Annotated in this window: 13 protein-coding genes, 27 tRNA genes, 2 rRNA genes and 1 pseudogene (1 of these 43 cut by a window edge); 6 read left to right on the top strand and 37 right to left on the bottom strand. The window is 43.4% G+C overall.

Translation table 11 applies throughout. From position 1 onward, the window contains the following. Positions 1-2: 2 nt before the first annotated feature. Together G7058_RS06350 and G7058_RS06345 are read left to right on the top strand one after the other, a co-directional pair. Positions 3-569 carry a helix-turn-helix domain-containing protein gene (locus tag G7058_RS06350; RefSeq protein ID WP_166062738.1) on the top strand — a complete coding sequence of 189 codons (567 nt, stop codon included), beginning with the start codon at positions 3-5 and terminating at the stop codon, positions 567-569. Then, positions 455-1399 carry an IS3 family transposase gene (locus tag G7058_RS06345; RefSeq protein ID WP_227004523.1) on the top strand — a complete coding sequence of 315 codons (945 nt, stop codon included), beginning with the start codon at positions 455-457 and terminating at the stop codon, positions 1397-1399. Before G7058_RS06350 ends, G7058_RS06345 begins: the two co-directional genes overlap by 115 nt. Positions 1400-1523: 124 nt before the next feature. On the opposite strand, the gene G7058_RS06340 is transcribed toward G7058_RS06345, so the two are convergent. The 4 genes from G7058_RS06340 to G7058_RS06325 are packed head-to-tail and all read right to left on the bottom strand — an operon-like array spanning position 1524 to position 4447. Beyond that, positions 1524-2180, bottom strand: coding sequence for an amino acid ABC transporter permease (locus G7058_RS06340; protein ID WP_166062736.1), 657 nt, complete (start codon positions 2178-2180; stop codon positions 1524-1526). Next, on the bottom strand, positions 2177-2896 hold the full coding sequence (locus G7058_RS06335) for an amino acid ABC transporter permease (RefSeq protein ID WP_166062735.1): 720 nt from the start codon (positions 2894-2896) through the stop codon (positions 2177-2179). The genes G7058_RS06340 and G7058_RS06335 overlap by 4 nt, the downstream gene beginning before the upstream one ends. Then, positions 2893-3693, bottom strand: a complete 801-nt coding sequence (locus G7058_RS06330) for a transporter substrate-binding domain-containing protein (RefSeq protein WP_166062734.1) — start codon at positions 3691-3693, stop codon at positions 2893-2895. Before G7058_RS06330 ends, G7058_RS06335 begins: the two co-directional genes overlap by 4 nt. 31 nt (positions 3694-3724) lie before the next feature. Then, positions 3725-4447: an amino acid ABC transporter ATP-binding protein gene (locus G7058_RS06325; RefSeq protein WP_166062733.1), complete on the bottom strand. Its 723-nt coding sequence runs from the start codon at positions 4445-4447 to the stop codon at positions 3725-3727. A 559-nt stretch (positions 4448-5006) separates the two neighbouring features. Between G7058_RS06325 and G7058_RS06320 the strand changes: the two are divergent. Both G7058_RS06320 and G7058_RS06315 read left to right on the top strand, forming a co-directional pair. After that, positions 5007-6196: pseudogene (locus G7058_RS06320) on the top strand (IS256 family transposase). 160 nt (positions 6197-6356) lie between these two features. After that, positions 6357-6890, top strand: a complete 534-nt coding sequence (locus G7058_RS06315; RefSeq protein WP_166062732.1) for a hypothetical protein — start codon at positions 6357-6359, stop codon at positions 6888-6890. 202 nt (positions 6891-7092) lie between these two features. Here the strand turns inward: G7058_RS06315 and glnA are convergent, their stop codons facing one another. After that, complete coding sequence (gene glnA / locus G7058_RS06310) at positions 7093-8427, bottom strand: type I glutamate--ammonia ligase (RefSeq protein WP_166062731.1); 1335 nt, start codon at positions 8425-8427, stop codon at positions 7093-7095. A 17-nt stretch (positions 8428-8444) separates the two neighbouring features. After that, positions 8445-8828: a MerR family transcriptional regulator gene (locus tag G7058_RS06305; protein WP_166062730.1), complete on the bottom strand. Its 384-nt coding sequence runs from the start codon at positions 8826-8828 to the stop codon at positions 8445-8447. A gap of 252 nt (positions 8829-9080) precedes the next feature. Between G7058_RS06305 and G7058_RS06300 the strand changes: the two genes are divergently transcribed. Both G7058_RS06300 and G7058_RS06295 read left to right on the top strand, forming a co-directional pair. Beyond that, positions 9081-10400, top strand: a complete 1320-nt coding sequence (locus tag G7058_RS06300) for an APC family permease (RefSeq protein ID WP_166062729.1) — start codon at positions 9081-9083, stop codon at positions 10398-10400. A gap of 98 nt (positions 10401-10498) precedes the next feature. Further along, positions 10499-11278 (top strand): NRDE family protein, encoded by a 780-nt coding sequence (locus G7058_RS06295; protein WP_166062728.1) that lies wholly within the window; start codon positions 10499-10501, stop codon positions 11276-11278. Between the two features lie 72 nt (positions 11279-11350). Here the strand turns inward: G7058_RS06295 and G7058_RS06290 are convergent, their stop codons facing one another. The 31 genes from G7058_RS06290 to G7058_RS06140 form a co-directional block, all read right to left on the bottom strand. Next, a complete protein-coding gene (locus G7058_RS06290; protein ID WP_166062727.1) occupies positions 11351-12709 on the bottom strand; it encodes a PFL family protein in 1359 nt (452 codons plus the stop codon). A gap of 14 nt (positions 12710-12723) precedes the next feature. Then, complete coding sequence (locus G7058_RS06285; RefSeq protein WP_166062726.1) at positions 12724-12993, bottom strand: ACT domain-containing protein; 270 nt, start codon at positions 12991-12993, stop codon at positions 12724-12726. A 247-nt stretch (positions 12994-13240) separates the two neighbouring features. Beyond that, a tRNA-Leu gene (locus G7058_RS06280) sits at positions 13241-13324 on the bottom strand. Between the two features lie 38 nt (positions 13325-13362). Then, positions 13363-13433, bottom strand: a tRNA-Cys gene (locus G7058_RS06275). Positions 13434-13449: 16 nt separating this feature from the next. Next, positions 13450-13520 (bottom strand) — tRNA-Gln (locus G7058_RS06270). A 4-nt stretch (positions 13521-13524) separates the two neighbouring features. Next, positions 13525-13600, bottom strand: a tRNA-His gene (locus G7058_RS06265). A gap of 14 nt (positions 13601-13614) precedes the next feature. Continuing rightward, positions 13615-13685 (bottom strand) — tRNA-Trp (locus G7058_RS06260). 16 nt (positions 13686-13701) lie between these two features. Continuing rightward, positions 13702-13782 (bottom strand) — tRNA-Tyr (locus tag G7058_RS06255). A 1-nt stretch (position 13783) separates the two neighbouring features. Next, positions 13784-13859: transfer RNA gene (locus G7058_RS06250), tRNA-Phe, on the bottom strand. A gap of 79 nt (positions 13860-13938) precedes the next feature. Further along, positions 13939-14011: transfer RNA gene (locus tag G7058_RS06245), tRNA-Asp, on the bottom strand. Between the two features lie 2 nt (positions 14012-14013). Next, positions 14014-14086, bottom strand: a tRNA-Val gene (locus G7058_RS06240). Between the two features lie 21 nt (positions 14087-14107). Further along, positions 14108-14179, bottom strand: a tRNA-Glu gene (locus G7058_RS06235). A gap of 15 nt (positions 14180-14194) precedes the next feature. Beyond that, positions 14195-14268: transfer RNA gene (locus tag G7058_RS06230), tRNA-Ile, on the bottom strand. A gap of 8 nt (positions 14269-14276) precedes the next feature. Then, positions 14277-14347, bottom strand: a tRNA-Gly gene (locus G7058_RS06225). Between the two features lies 1 nt (position 14348). Next, a tRNA-Asp gene (locus G7058_RS06220) sits at positions 14349-14424 on the bottom strand. Positions 14425-14486: 62 nt separating this feature from the next. Continuing rightward, a tRNA-Met gene (locus tag G7058_RS06215) sits at positions 14487-14559 on the bottom strand. Between the two features lie 40 nt (positions 14560-14599). Then, positions 14600-14689: transfer RNA gene (locus G7058_RS06210), tRNA-Ser, on the bottom strand. Positions 14690-14729: 40 nt separating this feature from the next. Further along, positions 14730-14801, bottom strand: a tRNA-Glu gene (locus G7058_RS06205). A 26-nt stretch (positions 14802-14827) separates the two neighbouring features. Next, a tRNA-Ser gene (locus G7058_RS06200) sits at positions 14828-14917 on the bottom strand. A 12-nt stretch (positions 14918-14929) separates the two neighbouring features. Beyond that, positions 14930-15003, bottom strand: a tRNA-Ile gene (locus G7058_RS06195). 47 nt (positions 15004-15050) lie between these two features. Next, a tRNA-Met gene (locus tag G7058_RS06190) sits at positions 15051-15124 on the bottom strand. A gap of 30 nt (positions 15125-15154) precedes the next feature. After that, a tRNA-Pro gene (locus G7058_RS06185) sits at positions 15155-15228 on the bottom strand. 10 nt (positions 15229-15238) lie between these two features. Further along, positions 15239-15312, bottom strand: a tRNA-Arg gene (locus tag G7058_RS06180). An 11-nt stretch (positions 15313-15323) separates the two neighbouring features. Next, a tRNA-Leu gene (locus G7058_RS06175) sits at positions 15324-15408 on the bottom strand. A gap of 39 nt (positions 15409-15447) precedes the next feature. Beyond that, positions 15448-15519 (bottom strand) — tRNA-Gly (locus G7058_RS06170). Positions 15520-15526: 7 nt separating this feature from the next. Next, positions 15527-15599 (bottom strand) — tRNA-Thr (locus G7058_RS06165). Positions 15600-15604: 5 nt separating this feature from the next. Continuing rightward, positions 15605-15686, bottom strand: a tRNA-Leu gene (locus G7058_RS06160). 23 nt (positions 15687-15709) lie between these two features. Further along, a tRNA-Lys gene (locus G7058_RS06155) sits at positions 15710-15782 on the bottom strand. A 45-nt stretch (positions 15783-15827) separates the two neighbouring features. Beyond that, positions 15828-15900: transfer RNA gene (locus tag G7058_RS06150), tRNA-Val, on the bottom strand. Between the two features lie 85 nt (positions 15901-15985). After that, a 5S ribosomal RNA gene (gene rrf, locus G7058_RS06145) occupies positions 15986-16101 on the bottom strand. A gap of 104 nt (positions 16102-16205) precedes the next feature. Then, a 23S ribosomal RNA gene (locus G7058_RS06140) occupies positions 16206-18500 on the bottom strand (it continues 619 nt past the right edge of the window).

Genomic DNA, 18500 nt, shown 5'->3' with positions numbered 1-18500 from the left:
TTATGGCAAAATATAGTGAAGCATTCAAGTTACAAGTTGTGCAAGAATATCTGGATGGCCCGTTGGGATATAGCGCCTTGGCGAAGAAACATGCCATTCCTGATGCCGCAACCGTCCGAAAATGGGTGACATTTTTCCAAGAATTCGGGTTGGAAGGTCTGAAGAGGAAGCGGAAGAAGACGGTCTACCCTGTTCAATTCAAGGTGGATGTATTACACTTTATGAAAGAAACAGGCGCTTCTTATTCCGAAACGGCCATTGCCTTCGGCATGAACAATCCTTCCCTCATCGCCAACTGGAACCGGGCCTTCCAAGAGAACGGGATAAAAGGCCTGAAACCAAAACAAAAGGGGCGACCTCCCATGTCCAGAAAACCGAGAAAACAGCCGGGAAAACAAGCAAAGTCCACTTCTCTTTCCCAAGAAGAGCTGGAACGTGAAAATGAATTACTAAGATTAGAGATTGCTTACTTAAAAAAGTTGAAAGCTTTCCGGGAGAATCCAGACACCTTTCTCGAAAAGCACAAACAGCAGTGGCATACGCACTCAAAGAAGAAGGATTCAAACTGAAGGATATCCTTTCAGTAGTTGGAATCCCATCCGCAACGTACCATTACCACGCGAAACAACTGGGAATAGCGGACCCGGATGGGGCTCTAAAAGAGCTGATCCGACAGCTTTTCTTTCAGTTCAAAGAGCGGTATGGGTATAAACGACTCACGAAGGAAATGCAAAAACTGGGACATTGCGTCAACCACAAAAAGGTGTACCGCCTCATGCAAGAAATAGGTTTAAAATGTGTCAAGTTCATGCGGAAGTCTCGCAAGTACAATTCCTATAGAGGGAAAGTGGGAACCGTTGCGAAGAACCGACTGAATCGGCGCTTCCACACCACTATCCCCTTACAGAAACTCGTCACGGACGTCACTGAATTCAAGTGTATGGGGGAGGAGAAGTTATACTTTAGCCCTATTCTGGACTTGTATAACGGAGAGGTCATCGCCTACAGCATGAATAAGCGACCAACTCTGGACTTCGTGATGAAGCCCCTGCAGGAGGCCGTCGGCATCATTCGTAAACACGGCACCGTCCGCACGACCCTTCATTCGGACCAAGGGTGGCAGTACCAGCACAACAAGTGGGTTAAAATCTTGAAGAAAAACAAACTCTTTCAAAGCATGTCTCGGAAAGCAACGTGTGCTGATAATGCAGCGATGGAAAATTTCTTCGGCATTCTGAAACAGGAAATGTATCACGGAGAAAAAATGGTAAGTTATGGTGAGCTTGAATCAAGGATTTCCGAGTATATCGATTGGTACAACCAAGTTCGATCGAAAGAAAAATTGGCTGGCCTAAGTCCAGTAGAATACCGAACTCAAACCAGCCAATTGGCTGCATAATTAAAACTCTAACTTTTGGGGGTCGCTACCTTTAGCGGTTTTACTTGAGACTTTTTCGTAATATGCTCAAGTAAAAAGCTAAATTTTACTTTATACTTGAGACTTTCCAAAGTGGCAGTTACTATTAAACGATTGTATTTTTCTTATGCCAGTATCTGACTGCCAAAGAGAGTGCGAAACAGACCACAAAATACGTCAGTCCGATGAAGCCGTATAATAAAAAAACTTCGGTTGTTTGTGTCGCGCGACCCAAAATAACTTGGCCGCTTCGTGTCAATTCCATAATCCCTAACCCGGCCAGAAATGATGTGTCTTTTACTGTCGTAATAACTTGGGACAAGAGCGAGGGAATAATACGTTTAAAACATTGCGGCAAGACAATGTAGCGCAGTGTTTGAATAAACGAGAAACCTTGCGAATAAGCCGCTTCGAATTGGCCTTTGTCGATGGCATTCAAACCACCCCTCACAATTTCCGCTATAACAGCGGCCGTATAGAGAAACAAAGCAAAAGCACCCTTAATGGTGACCGTGCTGCCGGGTATTAAAAACGCACAGCCCAGCATCCACAACAAGAGCGGAGTATTGCGGAAAATCTCAATGTACAGGCTGGCTAATTGCGTCAGAACAGCTATCCGGTATTGGCGTAACAACCCAAGGATGGTTCCAAAAATGATGGATCCGACGATAACACTGAGTGAAATAAGTAGCGTCACTTTTAGACCATTCATTAAAAATGCCAGATTATCGGGTGAAAATACACGTTGAATTGTTTCAATCATTCAATCACCTCCGGCAAATCCAACGGCGTAACCGTCGCTATATCTCTTCGCTTTAATTTCTCTTCGTATCTCTTGGCAAAAATAGCCAACGGATAACACAAAATAAAATACACAAGGCCGGCTACTAAATAAGCAGGACCATAATTTAAGCTGGATGAAGCATAAGAATCAGCCGTATACATTAAATCGCCACCTGCAATAATCGCGAGAACGGAAGTATTTTTTATTAAGTTAACTGCTTGATTTGCCAAAGGCGGCAAAATAATCTTAATGGTCTGCGGTAAAACAATATAGCGCATCGTTTGAATGTAATCAAAACCTTGTGAGTACGCCGCTTCTGTCTGACCTTTCGGGATAGCCAGAATACCGGCTCGCACGACCTCCCCAATATAGGCTCCGTGATAAAGCCCAACCCCGATGACCCCAATCGTGAATTCAGATAGAACAAGGCCAGCCATAGCCAGCCCGTTATACATAAAGAAGATTTGAATCACCAATGGAATGTTTTGGAAAAATTCGACATAAATTCGAGCCATCCCTTTCAAAATACGATTTTGGGAAGTCGAAAACAAACCAATCACAATCCCGATTGCCAAAGCCAATAAAAGAGCCAATGTTGCAACAAGAATCGTTCTGAGCAGTCCTCCTAAAAGTGGTTCACTGTTTTGAAGGAGTGACTCAAAGCGCCAAAGCGCGAATGGACTTGAGCTTCTCATTCACTCAGTCCCCATTCCGTAATCATTGCATCAATTGTGCCATCATCTAACCAACCGTTAACCAAGTCATTCAAGTACTCAGCCAATTCTGTGTTTGTTTTCTTCGTAACGGCACCATAGTCTTGTGTCCCAAAACGATCGGGCAAAATAACAGTCGAATCATCACTGTAACCATTTAAGATGGAACGGTCCACACTGAATGCATCCACACGGTTTGAATCAAGCGCTGCTTTAATTTCTGGATATGTCGCAAATTCAGAATATTTCAATGTAATGCCATATTGTTCTGCTTCTTCATCAATCAGACCGGATGTTGTTGAGCTTTGAGACACACCTATTGTTGCGCCGTCCATATCTTTCAGGCCTTCATAGCCTTTATCCTTTTTAACGAGGATTCCGACTGCATCTTGGTAATAGGGATTTGTGAAGTTATACGTTTCTTTACGCTCATCCGTAATCGTAAACGTAGAAATTAATACATCAACTTCGCCGTTATCGACAAGCGGTCCGCGTGTTTTCGCTGTTACAGGAGTAAATTCAATTGCATCTGGATCACCTAAGATTTCTTCCGCAACTTTCTTGGCAAGGTCAATTTCAAAACCTTCAATTTCATTTGTTCCCGTGTTACGCAAGCCAAAATTCGGTACATCGTCTTTTACACCCACTCGTAAAACACCAGCTTCTTTAATCGTATCAACCGTTGTTTGATTCGACGTCCCGGCAGTCGATTCCCCTGAACAGGCTCCTAACGTGACCGTTGCAAGTAGTAATAATCCTTTTAATAAGTGCTTTTTCATTGTATTTCCTCCTCGAATAGCTGCATGGTTGTCAGCGTAATATCTTACTTAAAAATGCTTTTGTTCTTTCATGCGTCGGTTGATCAAAGAAATGCTCGGGCGGTCCTTCTTCTAATATTTGCCCCTGGTCCATGAAGACAACCCGGTCGGCTACTTCACGAGCAAAGCCCATCTCATGCGTCACCACAATCATTGTGATATTCAATTCGGATAATTTAATCATGACATCCAAAACTTCCTGAACCGTTTCCGGATCAAGAGCCGAGGTTGGTTCATCAAAGAGAAATATTTTCTTTTCCGAGCACAAGGAGCGTGCTATTGCGACCCGTTGCTGCTGTCCGCCCGAAAGATTTGCTGGATAAGCATTGGCTTTTTCAGTTAAGCCTACGACATCTAAATATTTATATGCGAGTGCTTCCGCATCTCCACGCGATTTTTTCTGGAGTTTCATCGGACCGAGCGTCAGATTCTCTAACACGGTCATATGCGGGTATAAATTAAATTGCTGGAAAACCATTGCAGACGTTTCTCTTACGATTTCTAATTTATTTTTCGACGTTAATTGTTTACCATCAATAAAAACAGACCCGCTTGTCGGTTCTTCTAAAAAGTTAACGCAGCGGACTGTTGTGCTCTTACCCGAGCCGGAAGGGCCGATAATAACCAGCTTTTCACCTTCCTGGACCGTTAGATTTACATCCTTTAATACATGATGACTGCCAAAATATTTATTGACGTTCTCTAATTTAATCACCCTTGCACCACCTCTCCCTAAAAATTATAATTAGATTAGATGTACCGCGCAAACATTTCATTACATTTTAATGTTATGTTTTGTAACATCTCTTTTTATAAAGCTTGAAAAAATGGTAATGAGACCGTAATCACAAGAATCAAAAAAAGAGCCTTGGGAAAAATCCCAACGGGTTCCGTTTATAGGTGCAAAAGTTGCTAAAATAGTTAAAATCTCAAGAGAAATCACACTATGATTCACACATGAAATCGCATAGTTGGTTTCTCTCATTTTTCGGCTTAAATACTAGGATTAAGATTGCCTTGAATACTAATATATATTAAAAAACACATATGTATTCACATATAAAATCACAGTTATTTTAAAAAATAATAAATCTATTATCTTTGTGAATACATATGTGAATTGATATGTGATTTTATAAACAACATCTTTAGTAAAAAAATGTTTTATGGAATATTTTTGGAGAGTGTAAAATATTTTGTGTAAATAGAAAAAAGGAAGTCCCTTCTGTAGAATAGAGTTACCACAACACATTCACAGAAAAGAGGACTTCCCTATGAACGATTTTACTACAGAAATTCTAAAGACTCTAGCGAACAAAGGCGATTTGAATGAATTATTCCGTGTCCATTTGGAGAAAGCTGTCAATACGCTTCTCAAAACGGAGTTAACGGCTTTCCTCGATTACGAAAAGTACGATCGCATTGGTTTTAACACGGGTAATTCTCGTAACGGCTCCTATGACCGTACGGTCAATACCGAGTATGGGGAACTTCATCTCCAGATTCCGCGCGACCGCAACGGCGAGTTCAAGCAACAGACTGTTCCTGCTTATAGACGGACGAATGATACCTTAGAGGAGACCGTCATTCACCTCTTCCGAAAAGGTATTACCATGTCGGAAATCGCAGACTTGATTGAGAAAATGTATGGGCATCACTACACGCCCCAAACCATGTCCAATATAACAAAATCTTTTACAGAAGAGGTCACGTCGTTTAAAGAGCGGGAGCTTCATGACCGTTATGCCGCTATTTATATGGACGCAACGTATATCCCTTTAAAGCGGAAAACCGTCGCCAAGGAAGCCATTCATATCGCAGTTGGCATTCGCCCGGACGGTTCAAAGGAAGTGTTGAGCTACGCGATTGCACCAACTGAATCCATCACGATTTGGGAAGAGATTTTAATGGACCTCCAGGAACGTGGTGTGAAAAACGTCCTCCTTTTCATCACGGATGGTTTAAAGGGGATGGCAGGGGCCGTTCAGCGGTTCTATCCCAAAGCCCGTTTTCAACATTGTTGTGTGCACGTTTCCCGTAATATCAGTCACAAGGTACGCGTTGATGATCGCAAGGATGTTTGTGACGATTTTAAAATGGTGTATCAAGCTGCGTCTAAAGAGGCGGCATTGGAAGCACGTGGTGCTTTTGCGGAAAAATGGAAAGTAAGCTACCCAAAAGTGGTGGCATCCATCCTCTCGAATGATAACTTGCTTACTTTCTATGATTTCCCCGTAGCCATACGCAAGAGTATTTATTCGACGAACCTGATTGAATCCTTCAATAAGCAAATCAAGAGTACAGCCATCGGAAGGAACAGTTCCAGAATGAAGATTCTATGGAACGCTTCCTGGTCGCGTCTTTTGATACGTACAACCAGAAATTCTTGGGCCGTAGTCATAAAGGCTTCCAACAGGCCGAAGGCGAGCTGGAACAAATGCTATGCGAACTGTTGGAAGTGTAGAAGCAATCTGCAGCAGGGAAAAGCCATTTACACAAAATTATTGACGCTCCCTATTTTTGTAAATTATGCTAGTGTGATATTAATTAAATAATGAATAATTGTAATAAATTAAGCATGTATAATATGTACTAAAAATAATATAGGTGGAGTTGAATTATCGGTGAAAAAAAGTACTTTAGATAAATATTTAATCATAGGAATTAGCCTTGGATTGATAATTATAATATGTGAAAAAAAATTCCCCAATATTATTCTTCCATTTATTTTCCTTGGGATTATTAGAAAAGAGCTAAAATATAAGAAACAATTAATACTCCCAACAAGAAAAACTTATCTAGAAATTATTACTGTATTGCTTTCTGTAATTATTTTAATATTTATTACATATTTTTATGCGAAAACTTGGCTTCATTATGTGATTGGAGGATTAGGTGTTTTTATGTTTATAAGCACGAGGATTAAAGAAGGAATTAGCTCAAAAGGTTTTATATCAACATATAAATATAAAGAGCTTATATTATGGAATGAAATTGAGAAAGTTATAGTAATTAGTTCAAATGATATAAAAATTAAAGTATCAGGTGGTTTTATGCAACAAACATTTAATTTTAAAAAGAGTGATTATGATAAAGTTATTACTATTCTAAAAGAAAATTTGCCTATAAAAGCACAGTTGCAAACAATCTTTAAATAAGTAAAGCTATACGTAATTTTAAACTATTACGAATTAAATAAAAGTGGAGATAATACTAATTTAAACATAGTATTATCTCCACTTTTTATTATTTTAATTTTGTGATTATAATTGTGATTTGTGGCGTGATTTTACATGTGATTTCATTACTTTGCACCTCAAATCGGAACCCGTTGGAAAAATCCCAGACTCTCTACTTTTCTTAATACGCACGCAAGTATTGATTGATTTCCCAATCCGTTACTTGACTGATGTAGGTTGCAATTTCAATTTCTTTCGCTTCAATAAAGCTACGGCTGATATGATCACCTAGTGCATCGAGGATAAGCGGGTTATTCTTCAATTCTTCTACCGCTTCTGCCAAGTTTTTTGGTAAGTCATAAATACCATTCGCTTCGCGGTCCTCTGCATCCATAATATAAATATTACGGTCGATTGGCGCCGGCACTTCGATATCACTTGCAATACCATCCAAACCTGCAGCTAACAATGTTGCCAATGCTAGATAAGGATTTGTTGACGGATCCACACTTCTTAACTCAACGCGCGTTGATAAGCCGCGTGAAGCTGGAATGCGGATAAGCGGTGAACGGTTTTGCGTACTCCAGGCAATGTATACCGGTGCTTCATAGCCCGGAACCAGACGTTTGTAAGAATTTATAATCGGATTACAGATGGCCGTATAAGCTTTGGCATGATGCAATAAACCAGCGATAAATTTATACGCTGTTTCACTCAATCCGCTTTCGCTGCCAGCATCATAGAAAGCATTCCCCTCTTCGTTGAATAAAGACATATTACAGTGCATACCAGAACCGTTTACACCAAAAACTGGTTTCGGCATAAAGGTTGCATGCAAACCATGCTTACGTGCAACTGTTTTTACAATTAGTTTAAAGGTTTGAATATTATCACATGCTTCAAGCGCGCGTGAATATTTCCAATCAATCTCATGTTGCCCAGGTGCGACTTCGTGGTGGCTCGCTTCAATTTCAAAGCCCAGTTCTTCCAATTCCAACACGATTTCACGACGGCAATCTTCACCTAAGTCTGTCGGGGCAAGGTCAAAGTAGCCACCTTCGTCATTTAAGTCAAAAGTTGGTTTGCCATTTTCATCTGTCTTAAACAAGAAGAATTCCGGTTCCGGCCCCAGATTAAAGTCTGTGAAGCCCATGTCTTCCATTTTGCGTAGAACGCGTTTTAAATTGTTACGAGGATCACCGGCGAAAGGTGTACCGTCTGGTTTGTATACATCACAAATCAAGCGGGCAATCTTTCCTTGCTCTGAGCCCCATGGGAAAACTAACCACGTATCCAAGTCCGGATACAGATACATATCACTTTCTTCAATCCGTACGAATCCTTCAATCGATGACCCATCAAACATCATTTTATTGTCTAATACCTTTTCTAACTGACTGATTGGAACTTCCATATTTTTAATCGTTCCTAAAATATCTGTAAACATTAAGCGCAAATAGCGAACATCTTCTTCTTTTGCAATTTTATTAATATCATCACGCGTATACTTTGGCATCCTAATCCCTCTTTTAATTACAGATTTTTGTTCCAACTAGTCGTATCATTCGGGTTGAAACTACTGGTGTTCAGTAATTCCTTATACAAAATGCGGCGCACATCATCGTCTGTCAAATGGTGTTCTTTCACTTCTTGCGGACGCTTTGATTTATGCTGTTTCTCATCATAAATGCGGCGGATGGCTGTCATATTCAAGCCCTCAGCCAAATAATCCTTAATCTCCAAAAGACGATCAACATTATCCAACGAATACATTCTCCGATTCGTTTCCGTTCTCTGCGGTTCGATTAAACCCTGCTCTTCATAGTAGCGGATTTGACGAGCCGTGAGATCCGTCAACTTCATAACTGTCCCAATAGTAAACACTGCCATGGAACGACGTAACTCTTTCTCTTTCATTTCACCACGCCTTTACTTGAAAATAATCACAGTTAGTTGCCCGAATGTCGATTAATTGATTGAACCTGTTACAGAATAAATCAATCTCTTTCCGGCGTCAAAATTTTTATTACATTAAATGTTATGTTTCCTAACATACTCCTGATTCACTAAAAAAACAAGCTTTTTATCAATAATTTTTAAAAACGCCATTATCGCCCTATTTGTAGTATAATCATAAGGCAAATTATTATCTTTAAAAGGAGCCTATCATTGAATTCAAATACTAAACATTACGGACTTGGGACTGCCATCTCGATGATTGTCGGGATACTGATTGGGTCAGGAATATTTTTTAAAGCGGATGACATCCTCGGTTTTACCGGAGGAAATGTCGGTTTAAGCGTTTTGGTCTTTTGTATTGGTGCTTTTTGTGTCATTTTTGGAAACATCACTCTTTCACAACTTGCTGCACGTTCGGATCGACGTGGCGGGGTTCTTGCTTACTTCGAGGAATTTATCTCTGAACCTGCTGCTGCAGGATTCGGCTGGTTCCAGATTTTTGCCTATTATCCTTCTATATCAGTTGTTGTCAGCTGGGTTGCTGGGATTTATACAACTATGCTTTTCGGATTGAATCCGACTCTTGAGTTACAAACGCTTATCGCGTTAGGATACCTTATTTTCTTCTTTACCCTCAATTATTTTTCTTTGAAATTGGGCGGTCGTTTCCAAAACATTTCAACAATTATGAAATTAATTCCCTTGATTGGGATTGGACTAATCGGAATCTTCTGGAAAGCACCAGTTCCTGTCACAAGCGAAACCCTCGTGGTGCCACTCAGTCAAGTAGGCTGGGGATTTCTAGCAGCGTTGCCAGCAACTGCCTTCTCTTTTGACGGCTGGGTTGTGGCAACAAGTATTACACATGAAGTTAAAGACGCAAAACGTAATATGCCAATTGCGTTAACAATCGGTCCGTTATTGGTATTAGTTGTATACTTGGCTTATTTCTTGGGAATGGTTGCGATAGTCGGACCGAAGTATATCCTTGAGCACCGTGATAATACTATTTACCAAATCGGACAGATTTTATTTGGTGAACAAGGTGGAACCTTAATCTTATCATTCATTTTAATCGCGGTTCTTGGTGTGGTGAATGGCTTGGTATTAGGTGTTCTCCGGATGCCACAAGCAATGGCACTTAAAGGAATGCTTCCAAAAAGCGAGCGTATTAAAGTCATTAATGAAAAAACACAACTCTCTCCTTCAGCTGCCAAACTGTCCATTTTAGTCTCCCTCAGCTGGCTGCTTATTCATTACCTAACTCAGAAATTTGGCTTCCTTTCTGGCGGGGATATCAGTGAAATTGCGATTGTCTTCAGTTACATCACGTATATTTCGCTATATTTGAAAGTATTCAAACTGAGCAAAAATAAAGTCGTTCCTCTATTAGGAATATTAGGTTCATTAATTATCGTTGGTGGTGGAATTATCTCTAATCCAACGTTCGTACCACTCTTCCTATTAGCTTGTTCGATTATTTTCTACTGTGGCTATGCCTATATGAAAAAAGCACAAACAATTAAATAAACTAAGGGGTGGGGATATTTCTCCCCCCTCTTTTTTATATGTTTGTTATTGCGTTTTTGGATGCTATACTTTAGAAAATTGGAGATGAGGGATACATTATGTGTTTAATTACTTTCCACTACGGCCAGCACGAACGATATAAACTCATCCTGGCTGCGAATCGCGACGAAGCGTATAATCGTTCGAGCGCGGCAGCAGACTTCTGGTCTTCCCATCCCGATTTATTGGCGGGAAAAGACTTAGAGGCCAGCGGCACTTGGTTTGGTATTACCAAAGATGGTAAAATTGCCGCCATCACCAATTGCCACGGTGAAGAATTTGCGGAACCCGCAACAGACAAGCAATCGCGGGGACATATTTTAACGGACTACCTGACTCAAAATGACTCCGCAGAAAATTTTATCCAAGCGCTTATAAAAAAGAAAGATGCTTACCAACCCTTCAATGTTCTGTTGGGTTCGGTCGATACACTCTATCATTTTAATTCCCTTGATACGGATTTTACGGCTCTGACGAAAGGAACACATAGTCTCAGTAATGCCACATTAAATACGCCTTGGCCCAAAGTCGAAAAGACGCGTGAGACGCTGGATATCATTATCCAATCCGAAAAAGATTATCTGAACGATTTATTTGCAATGATGATGGATAAAACACCTGCTCCCGATCACAAAATCCCTGATGCACCTTTACCACTTGCTATTCGAAGGAAAGCATCCGCGAATTTTATTGAAACTGAAACCTTTGGCACGAAATCCACGACTGTCCTACTCGTGGACTGGGACAATCACGTTACCTATGTCGAAAGAACCTACCTGATTGATGAACAATTCGAAGATCGTACATACCGCTTTCAAATCGAAGATAAGCAGCTTTAAAATACAAATAGATAGAGTAAGGGCCTAGAGTTATTTCCCGGCCCATACTCTATCTATTTTTAGCTCATTTTTCTAATTTTTAAACGAATGCAAAGGTGCCGGAATTTGACCGCCACGACCAATTAAATCTTCCGAAGAAAATTCGCTGACAGCCAACAAAGGCGCACGTCCCAATAAACCACCAAACTCTACTTCATCCCCGACGTCCATTCCTGGTACTGGTATGATTCGAACCGCTGTCGTTTTGTGATTCATAATGCCAATTGCAGCCTCATCAGCGATTAAAGCGGAAACTGTTGCTGCACTTGTTTTACCCGGTACAGCGACCATATCCAAACCGACTGAGCAAATTGCCGTCATAGCTTCCAGTTTATCAATTGTGATGGATCCCAACTCAACTGCTTCAATCATTCCAATATCTTCAGAAACGGGGATAAATGAACCGGACAAGCCACCTACATGTCCGCATGCCATTAGTCCACCTTTTTTTACAGCATCATTCAAAACAGCAAGTGCTGCCGTTGTACCATGCGTTCCGACACGTTCCAAGCCCATTTCTTCCAAAATTCGGGCCACAGAGTCACCGATTGCCGGTGTCGGTGCTAATGACAAATCTACAATACCAAATGGAACTCCCAATCTGTCCGCTGCCATCGTTCCGACTAATTGCCCCATTCGAGTAATTTTAAAAGCAGCAATTTTAATTGTTTCTGCTACAACATCGAAGGGTTGCCCTTTCACCTTTTCAAGTGAGCGTTTCACAACACCCGGCCCGCTTACGCCGACATGGACCACTACATCCGCCTCACCAACGCCGTGGAATGCACCTGCCATAAAGGGATTGTCATCAACCGCATTAGCAAATACAACCAATTTGGCTGCTCCTAATCCACCAGCGTCTGCGGTTAACTCAGCAGTCTCTTTCACAATACGTCCCATTTGAGCTACAGCGTCCATATTAATGCCTGCTTTTGTGGAGCCAATATTTACCGAAGAACAAACGATATCCGTCTCTGATAAAGCTCGGGGAATCGATTCAATCAGGATACGATCCCCTTTCGTGTACCCTTTCTCTACCAATGCACTGAAGCCACCGATGAAGTCTACACCGACCTTTTTAGCAGCCGCATCTAATGTTTTCGCAAATTCTACATAGTCAGTGTCAGAAGAAGCGCCAGCCACCAATGAAATAGGTGTTACGGAAATACGTTTGTTCACAATGGGAACACCCAACTCCTGTTCAATTTCACTTGCAACAGCAACTAATCTTTCGGCGTATGTCGTGATTTTATTATAGATTTTCTCACGTGCTTTTTCACCGTCAGAATCCGCACAATCTAAGAGCGATATCCCCATCGTTACTGTGCGGATATCTAACTTATCTTCCGCAATCATTTGAATTGTTTCCAGTATATTTTCTTGTCGGTTCATATCATTTACCTGCCTTATAAGGTATGCATCGCATCAAAAATTGCTTCCGATTGTATGCGAACGACCAATTTTTGTTTCTCTTCAATTTCTTCCATTTCCTTCTGAACTTCAACGATACTATAAGGTGAAGAAGTAAAATCGACTAACAAAATCATTGTGAAATATTCCTCCATCAATGTTTGGGAGATATCCAATATATTTACATCTAAATCTGACAGCTTTGTGCTCACAGAAGCAACAATGCCTTTGTGGTCTTTTCCAGTAACTGTAATAATTGCTTTCACACTATTCATCCTCTTTTCAAAAATCATTTTGAATAGTGTACCACAATATGAAACAGTTCGTTACTAAATATTTTGTATTGTCTCTTGTGGCCAATAAATCCATTCTAATCGACTTAACGTTATTCTATAGGTGAAACTCTTTTCTATCTCTTAAAAAGCATGTTAGGCACTAATATAGCGTTCTAGTAATATACTCAAATACAAAAAAAGCTCAAAACGAATTTACGTTTTGAGCTTTTTTATAAGATACCGGCGGCCGGGGTCGAACCGGCACGCCCTCGCGGGCACTGGATTTTGAGTCCAGCGCGTCTGCCTATTCCGCCACGCCGGCATTACATTATTTTTGCAAATTTTCATCCCTAATGGGAAAGGCGGTAACCGGATTTGAACCGGTGATGAAGGTTTTGCAGACCTGTGCCTTACCACTTGGCTATACCGCCATATAACTTGTATTAACTGGGCTAGCTGGATTCGAACCAACGATGACGGAGTCAAAGTCCGTTGCCTTACCGCTTGGCTATAGCCCAAAAATGGGGCGACTGATGGGAATTGAACCCACGAATGCCGGATCCACAAACCGGTGCGTTAACCACTTCGCCACAATCGCCATAATAATCCAAACAGGGGTAGTAGGAATTGAACCCACACTGACGGTTTTGGAGACCGTAGTTCTACCTTTAAACTATACCCCTATGGATAAAAAATTAATGGAGGGGGGCAGATTCGAACTGCCGAACCCGAAGGAGCGGATTTACAGTCCGCCGCGTTTAGCCACTTCGCTACCCCTCCATGGTGGCCTGGGACGGAATCGAACCGCCGACACCTTGAGCTTCAATCAAGTGCTCTACCAACTGAGCTACCAGGCCAATCTGTGAAACAATACTGTGGACATACGTCCAAGTGAATTATACTTCCTTATGCAGCTATACATTAAGAAGATAATAACGGTCCCGACGGGATTTGAACCCGCGATCTCCTGCGTGACAGGCAGGCATGTTGACCCCTACACCACGGAACCAATGGAGGTTGACGGGATCGAACCGCCGACCCTCTGCTTGTAAGGCAGATGCTCTCCCAGCTGAGCTAAACCTCCATGTACTGTAAAACAAAAATATGACCCGTACGGGACTCGAACCCGTGTTACCGCCGTGAAAGGGCGGTGTCTTAACCGCTTGACCAACGGGCCATGTAAATAAAAAAATGGGCCTAAATGGACTCGAACCATCGACCTCACGCTTATCAGGCGTGCGCTCTAACCAGCTGAGCTATAGGCCCATAAAAAAAGCGGGTGAGGAGAATCGAACTCCCGACAACAGCTTGGAAGGCTGTGGTTTTACCACTAAACTACACCCGCATGGCGGTCCCGACGGGATTTGAACCCGCGATCTCCTGCGTGACAGGCAGGCATGTTGACCCCTACACCACGGAACCGGCATTTAAAAAGTAAATGTGAGCAAATGCTCACGTGTATCATGATGCTATGAACATGATAATTGCGGGGACAGGACTCGAACCTGTGACCTCCGGGTTATGAGCCCGACGAGCTGCCAACTGCTCTACCCCGCGATAATAAAATAATATGTCATATCTCATAAAAAGATAATGAAGGAGGATAAGGGATTCGAACCCTTGCACGCTTTTACACGCCTGACGGTTTTCAAGACCGTTCCCTTCAGCCGGACTTGGGTAATCCTCCGAAATAAGCTGATATTAAAATATGTCATAAACAATGACAATGACCCGTACGGGACTCGAACCCGTGTTACCGCCGTGAAAGGGCGGTGTCTTAACCGCTTGACCAACGGGCCATGGTAAATAAATAATAAAACTGCAACGGAGAAGGAGGGATTTGAACCCTCGCGCCGGTATGATCCGACCTACACCCTTAGCAGGGGCGCCTCTTCAGCCTCTTGAGTACTTCCCCATAACCATAATATGGACCTTGCAGGACTCGAACCTGCGACCGGACGGTTATGAGCCGTCTGCTCTAACCAACTGAGCTAAAGGTCCAGGCTGTCAATAATAACATTATTATAAGCTGATCCATTTGCAAGTAATAGCGGCGGAGGGAATCGAACCCACGACCTCCCGGGTATGAACCGGACGCTCTAGCCAGCTGAGCTACACCGCCAAGACAATAAACCAAAATGGTTATTGTTAATCGGGAAGACAGGATTCGAACCTGCGACCCCTTGGTCCCAAACCAAGTGCTCTACCAAGCTGAGCTACTTCCCGATAATAAAAATGCAACCAGTAGGAGTCGAACCTACAACCGCCTGATTCGTAGTCAGGTACTCTATCCAGTTGAGCTATGGCTGCGTATAAAACAATGCCGAGAATCGGGGTCGAACCGATACGGTGAAACTCACCGCAGGATTTTAAGTCCTGTGCGTCTGCCAATTCCGCCACCCCGGCATATTAGAAAAAATTCTTCATAATCGAGAAGACTTATGAAGCGGAAGACGGGGTTCGAACCCGCGACCCCCACCTTGGCAAGGTGGTGCTCTACCACTGAGCTACTTCCGCAAAAAAATGCCGGCTAAAGGACTTGAACCCTCGACCCTCTGATTACAAATCAGATGCTCTACCAACTGAGCTAAGCCGGCTAATATGCGGGTGAAGGGACTTGAACCCCCACGCCTTGCGGCGCTAGATCCTAAATCTAGTGCGTCTGCCAATTCCGCCACACCCGCGTTTTCTATTATTAATAATAGAATGAGGCATGCAGGGTTCGAACCTGCGACCCTCTGATTAAAAGTCAGATGCTCTACCAACTGAGCTAATGCCTCAAATAAATTAAATCTCTTTATCTGATCCGTTTGAAAGTCAGATAATGGAGGTTGACGGGATCGAACCGCCGACCCTCTGCTTGTAAGGCAGATGCTCTCCCAGCTGAGCTAAACCTCCCTCATAAACGAGAGTTCTTGAATATAATACAATATCCTCCTATATTCTGCAAGCAAAATTAGAAAGATTATTAATAAAAACAAATGCGCGGCAACGTCCTACTCTCACAAAGGGAAACCCTTCACTACAATCGGCGCTAAGAAGCTTAACTTCTGTGTTCGGGATGGGAACAGGTGTGACCTTCTCGCCATCGTCACCGCACAATTATTTAATTAAAGGAACAACGTTCCCTCAAAACTGAATCCATAACACGACTGAACAGCTGACCAAAGCTCATTCATCGCTTGCTTTTTTTATTCTAAATCTTGGTTAAGTCCTCGACCGATTAGTACTAGTCCGCTCCATACATCGCTGCACTTCCACTCCTAGCCTATCTACCTGATCGTCTCTCAGGGGTCTTACTCATTCTAGATGATGGGAAATCTCATCTCGAGGGGGGCTTCACGCTTAGATGCTTTCAGCGTTTATCCCTTCCACACATAGCTACCCAGCAATGCCCTTGGCAGAACAACTGGTACACCAGCGGTGTGTCCATCCCGGTCCTCTCGTACTAAGGACAGCTCCTCTCAAATTTCCAACGCCCGCGACGGATAGGGACCGAACTGTCTCACGACGTTCTGAACCCAGCTCGCGTGCCGCTTTAATGGGCGAACAGCCCAACCCTTGGGACCGACTACAGCCCCAGGATGCGACGAGCCGACATCGAGGTGCCAAACCTCCCCGTCGATGTGAACTCTTGGGGGAGATAAGCCTGTTATCCCCAGGGTAGCTTTTATCCGTTGAGCGATGGCCCTTCCATGCGGTACCACCGGATCACTAAGCCCGACTTTCGTCCCTGCTCGACTTGTCTGTCTCGCAGTCAAGCTCCCTTCTGCCTTTGCACTCTACGAATGATTTCCAACCATTCTGAGGGAACCTTTGGGCGCCTCCGTTACTTTTTAGGAGGCGACCGCCCCAGTCAAACTGCCCGACTGACACTGTCTCCCCGCCCGATAAGGGCGGCGGGTTAGACTGGTCCTGCTACAAGGGTAGTATCCCAATGATGCCTCCATCGAAACTGGCGTCCCGACTTCTATGGCTCCTACCTATCCTGTACATGTAGCAGAAACAATCAATATCAACCTGCAGTAAAGCTCCATGGGGTCTTTCCGTCCTGTCGCGGGTAACCAGCATCTTCACTGGTACTATAATTTCACCGAGTCTCTCGTTGAGACAGTGCCCAAATCGTTACGCCTTTCGTGCGGGTCGGAACTTACCCGACAAGGAATTTCGCTACCTTAGGACCGTTATAGTTACGGCCGCCGTTTACTGGGGCTTCAATTCAAAGCTTCGCCGAAGCTAACCTCTCCTCTTAACCTTCCAGCACCGGGCAGGCGTCAGCCCCTATACGTCATCTTTCGATTTTGCAGAGACCTGTGTTTTTGATAAACAGTCGCTTGGGCCTATTCACTGCGGCTGACCTTGCGGTCAGCACCCCTTCTCCCGAAGTTACGGGGTCATTTTGCCGAGTTCCTTAACGAGAGTTCGCTCGCTCACCTTAGGATTCTCTCCTCGACTACCTGTGTCGGTTTGCGGTACGGGCAGTTGTTTTCTAACTAGAAGCTTTTCTTGGCAGTGTGACATCGGGAACTTCGGTACTTAATTTCCCTCCCCATCACAACTTGTCCTTAAAGCAGTAAGCATTTGACTCACCACAAGACTTGTTGCTTGGACGTGCTCTTCCATCCGCACGCTTTCCTTAGCCTCCTGCGTCCCTCCATTGTTCAAACAAAAACAACTGGTACAGAAATATCAATCTGTTGTCCATCGCCTACGCCTATCGGCCTCGGCTTAGGTCCCGACTAACCCTGGGAGGACGAGCCTTCCCCAGGAAACCTTAGTCATTCGGTGGACGGGATTCTCACCCGTCTTTCGCTACTCATACCGGCATTCTCACTTCTAAGCGCTCCACCAGTCCTCACGGTCCAGCTTCAACGCCCTTAGAACGCTCTCCTACCACAGAACCATAAGGTTCTATCCACAGCTTCGGTGATCTGTTTAGCCCCGGTAAATTTTCGGCGCAGGGTCACTCGACTAGTGAGCTATTACGCACTCTTTAAATGATGGCTGCTTCTGAGCCAACATCCTAGTTGTCTGTGCAACCCCACATCCTTTTCCACTTAACAGATACTTTGGGACCTTAGCTGGTGGTCTGGGCTGTTTCCCTCTTGACTACGGATCTTATCACTCGCAGTCTGACTCCCGGACTTGAATCGATGGCATTCGGAGTTTATCTGAATTCGGTAACCCGAGAAGGGCCCCTAGTCCAAACAGTGCTCTACCTCCACGATTCCTTGATCCGAGGCTAGCCCTAAAGCTATTTCGGAGAGAACCAGCTATCTCCAGGTTCGATTGGAATTTCTCCGCTACCCACACCTCATCCCCGCACTTTTCAACGTACGTGGGTTCGGTCCTCCAGTGCGTATTACCGCACCTTCAACCTGGACATGGGTAGGTCACCTGGTTTCGGGTCTACGACCACATACTCAATCGCCCTATTCAGACTCGCTTTCGCTGCGGCTCCGTGTTTTCCACTTAACCTCGCATGGGATCGTAACTCG

Source organism: Jeotgalibaca porci (genome assembly GCF_011299095.1).
GTDB classification, from domain to species: domain Bacteria; phylum Bacillota; class Bacilli; order Lactobacillales; family Aerococcaceae; genus Jeotgalibaca; species Jeotgalibaca porci.
Note: the sequence above shows the minus strand (reverse complement) of the source record. Positions and strands in the feature narration are given on the sequence as shown.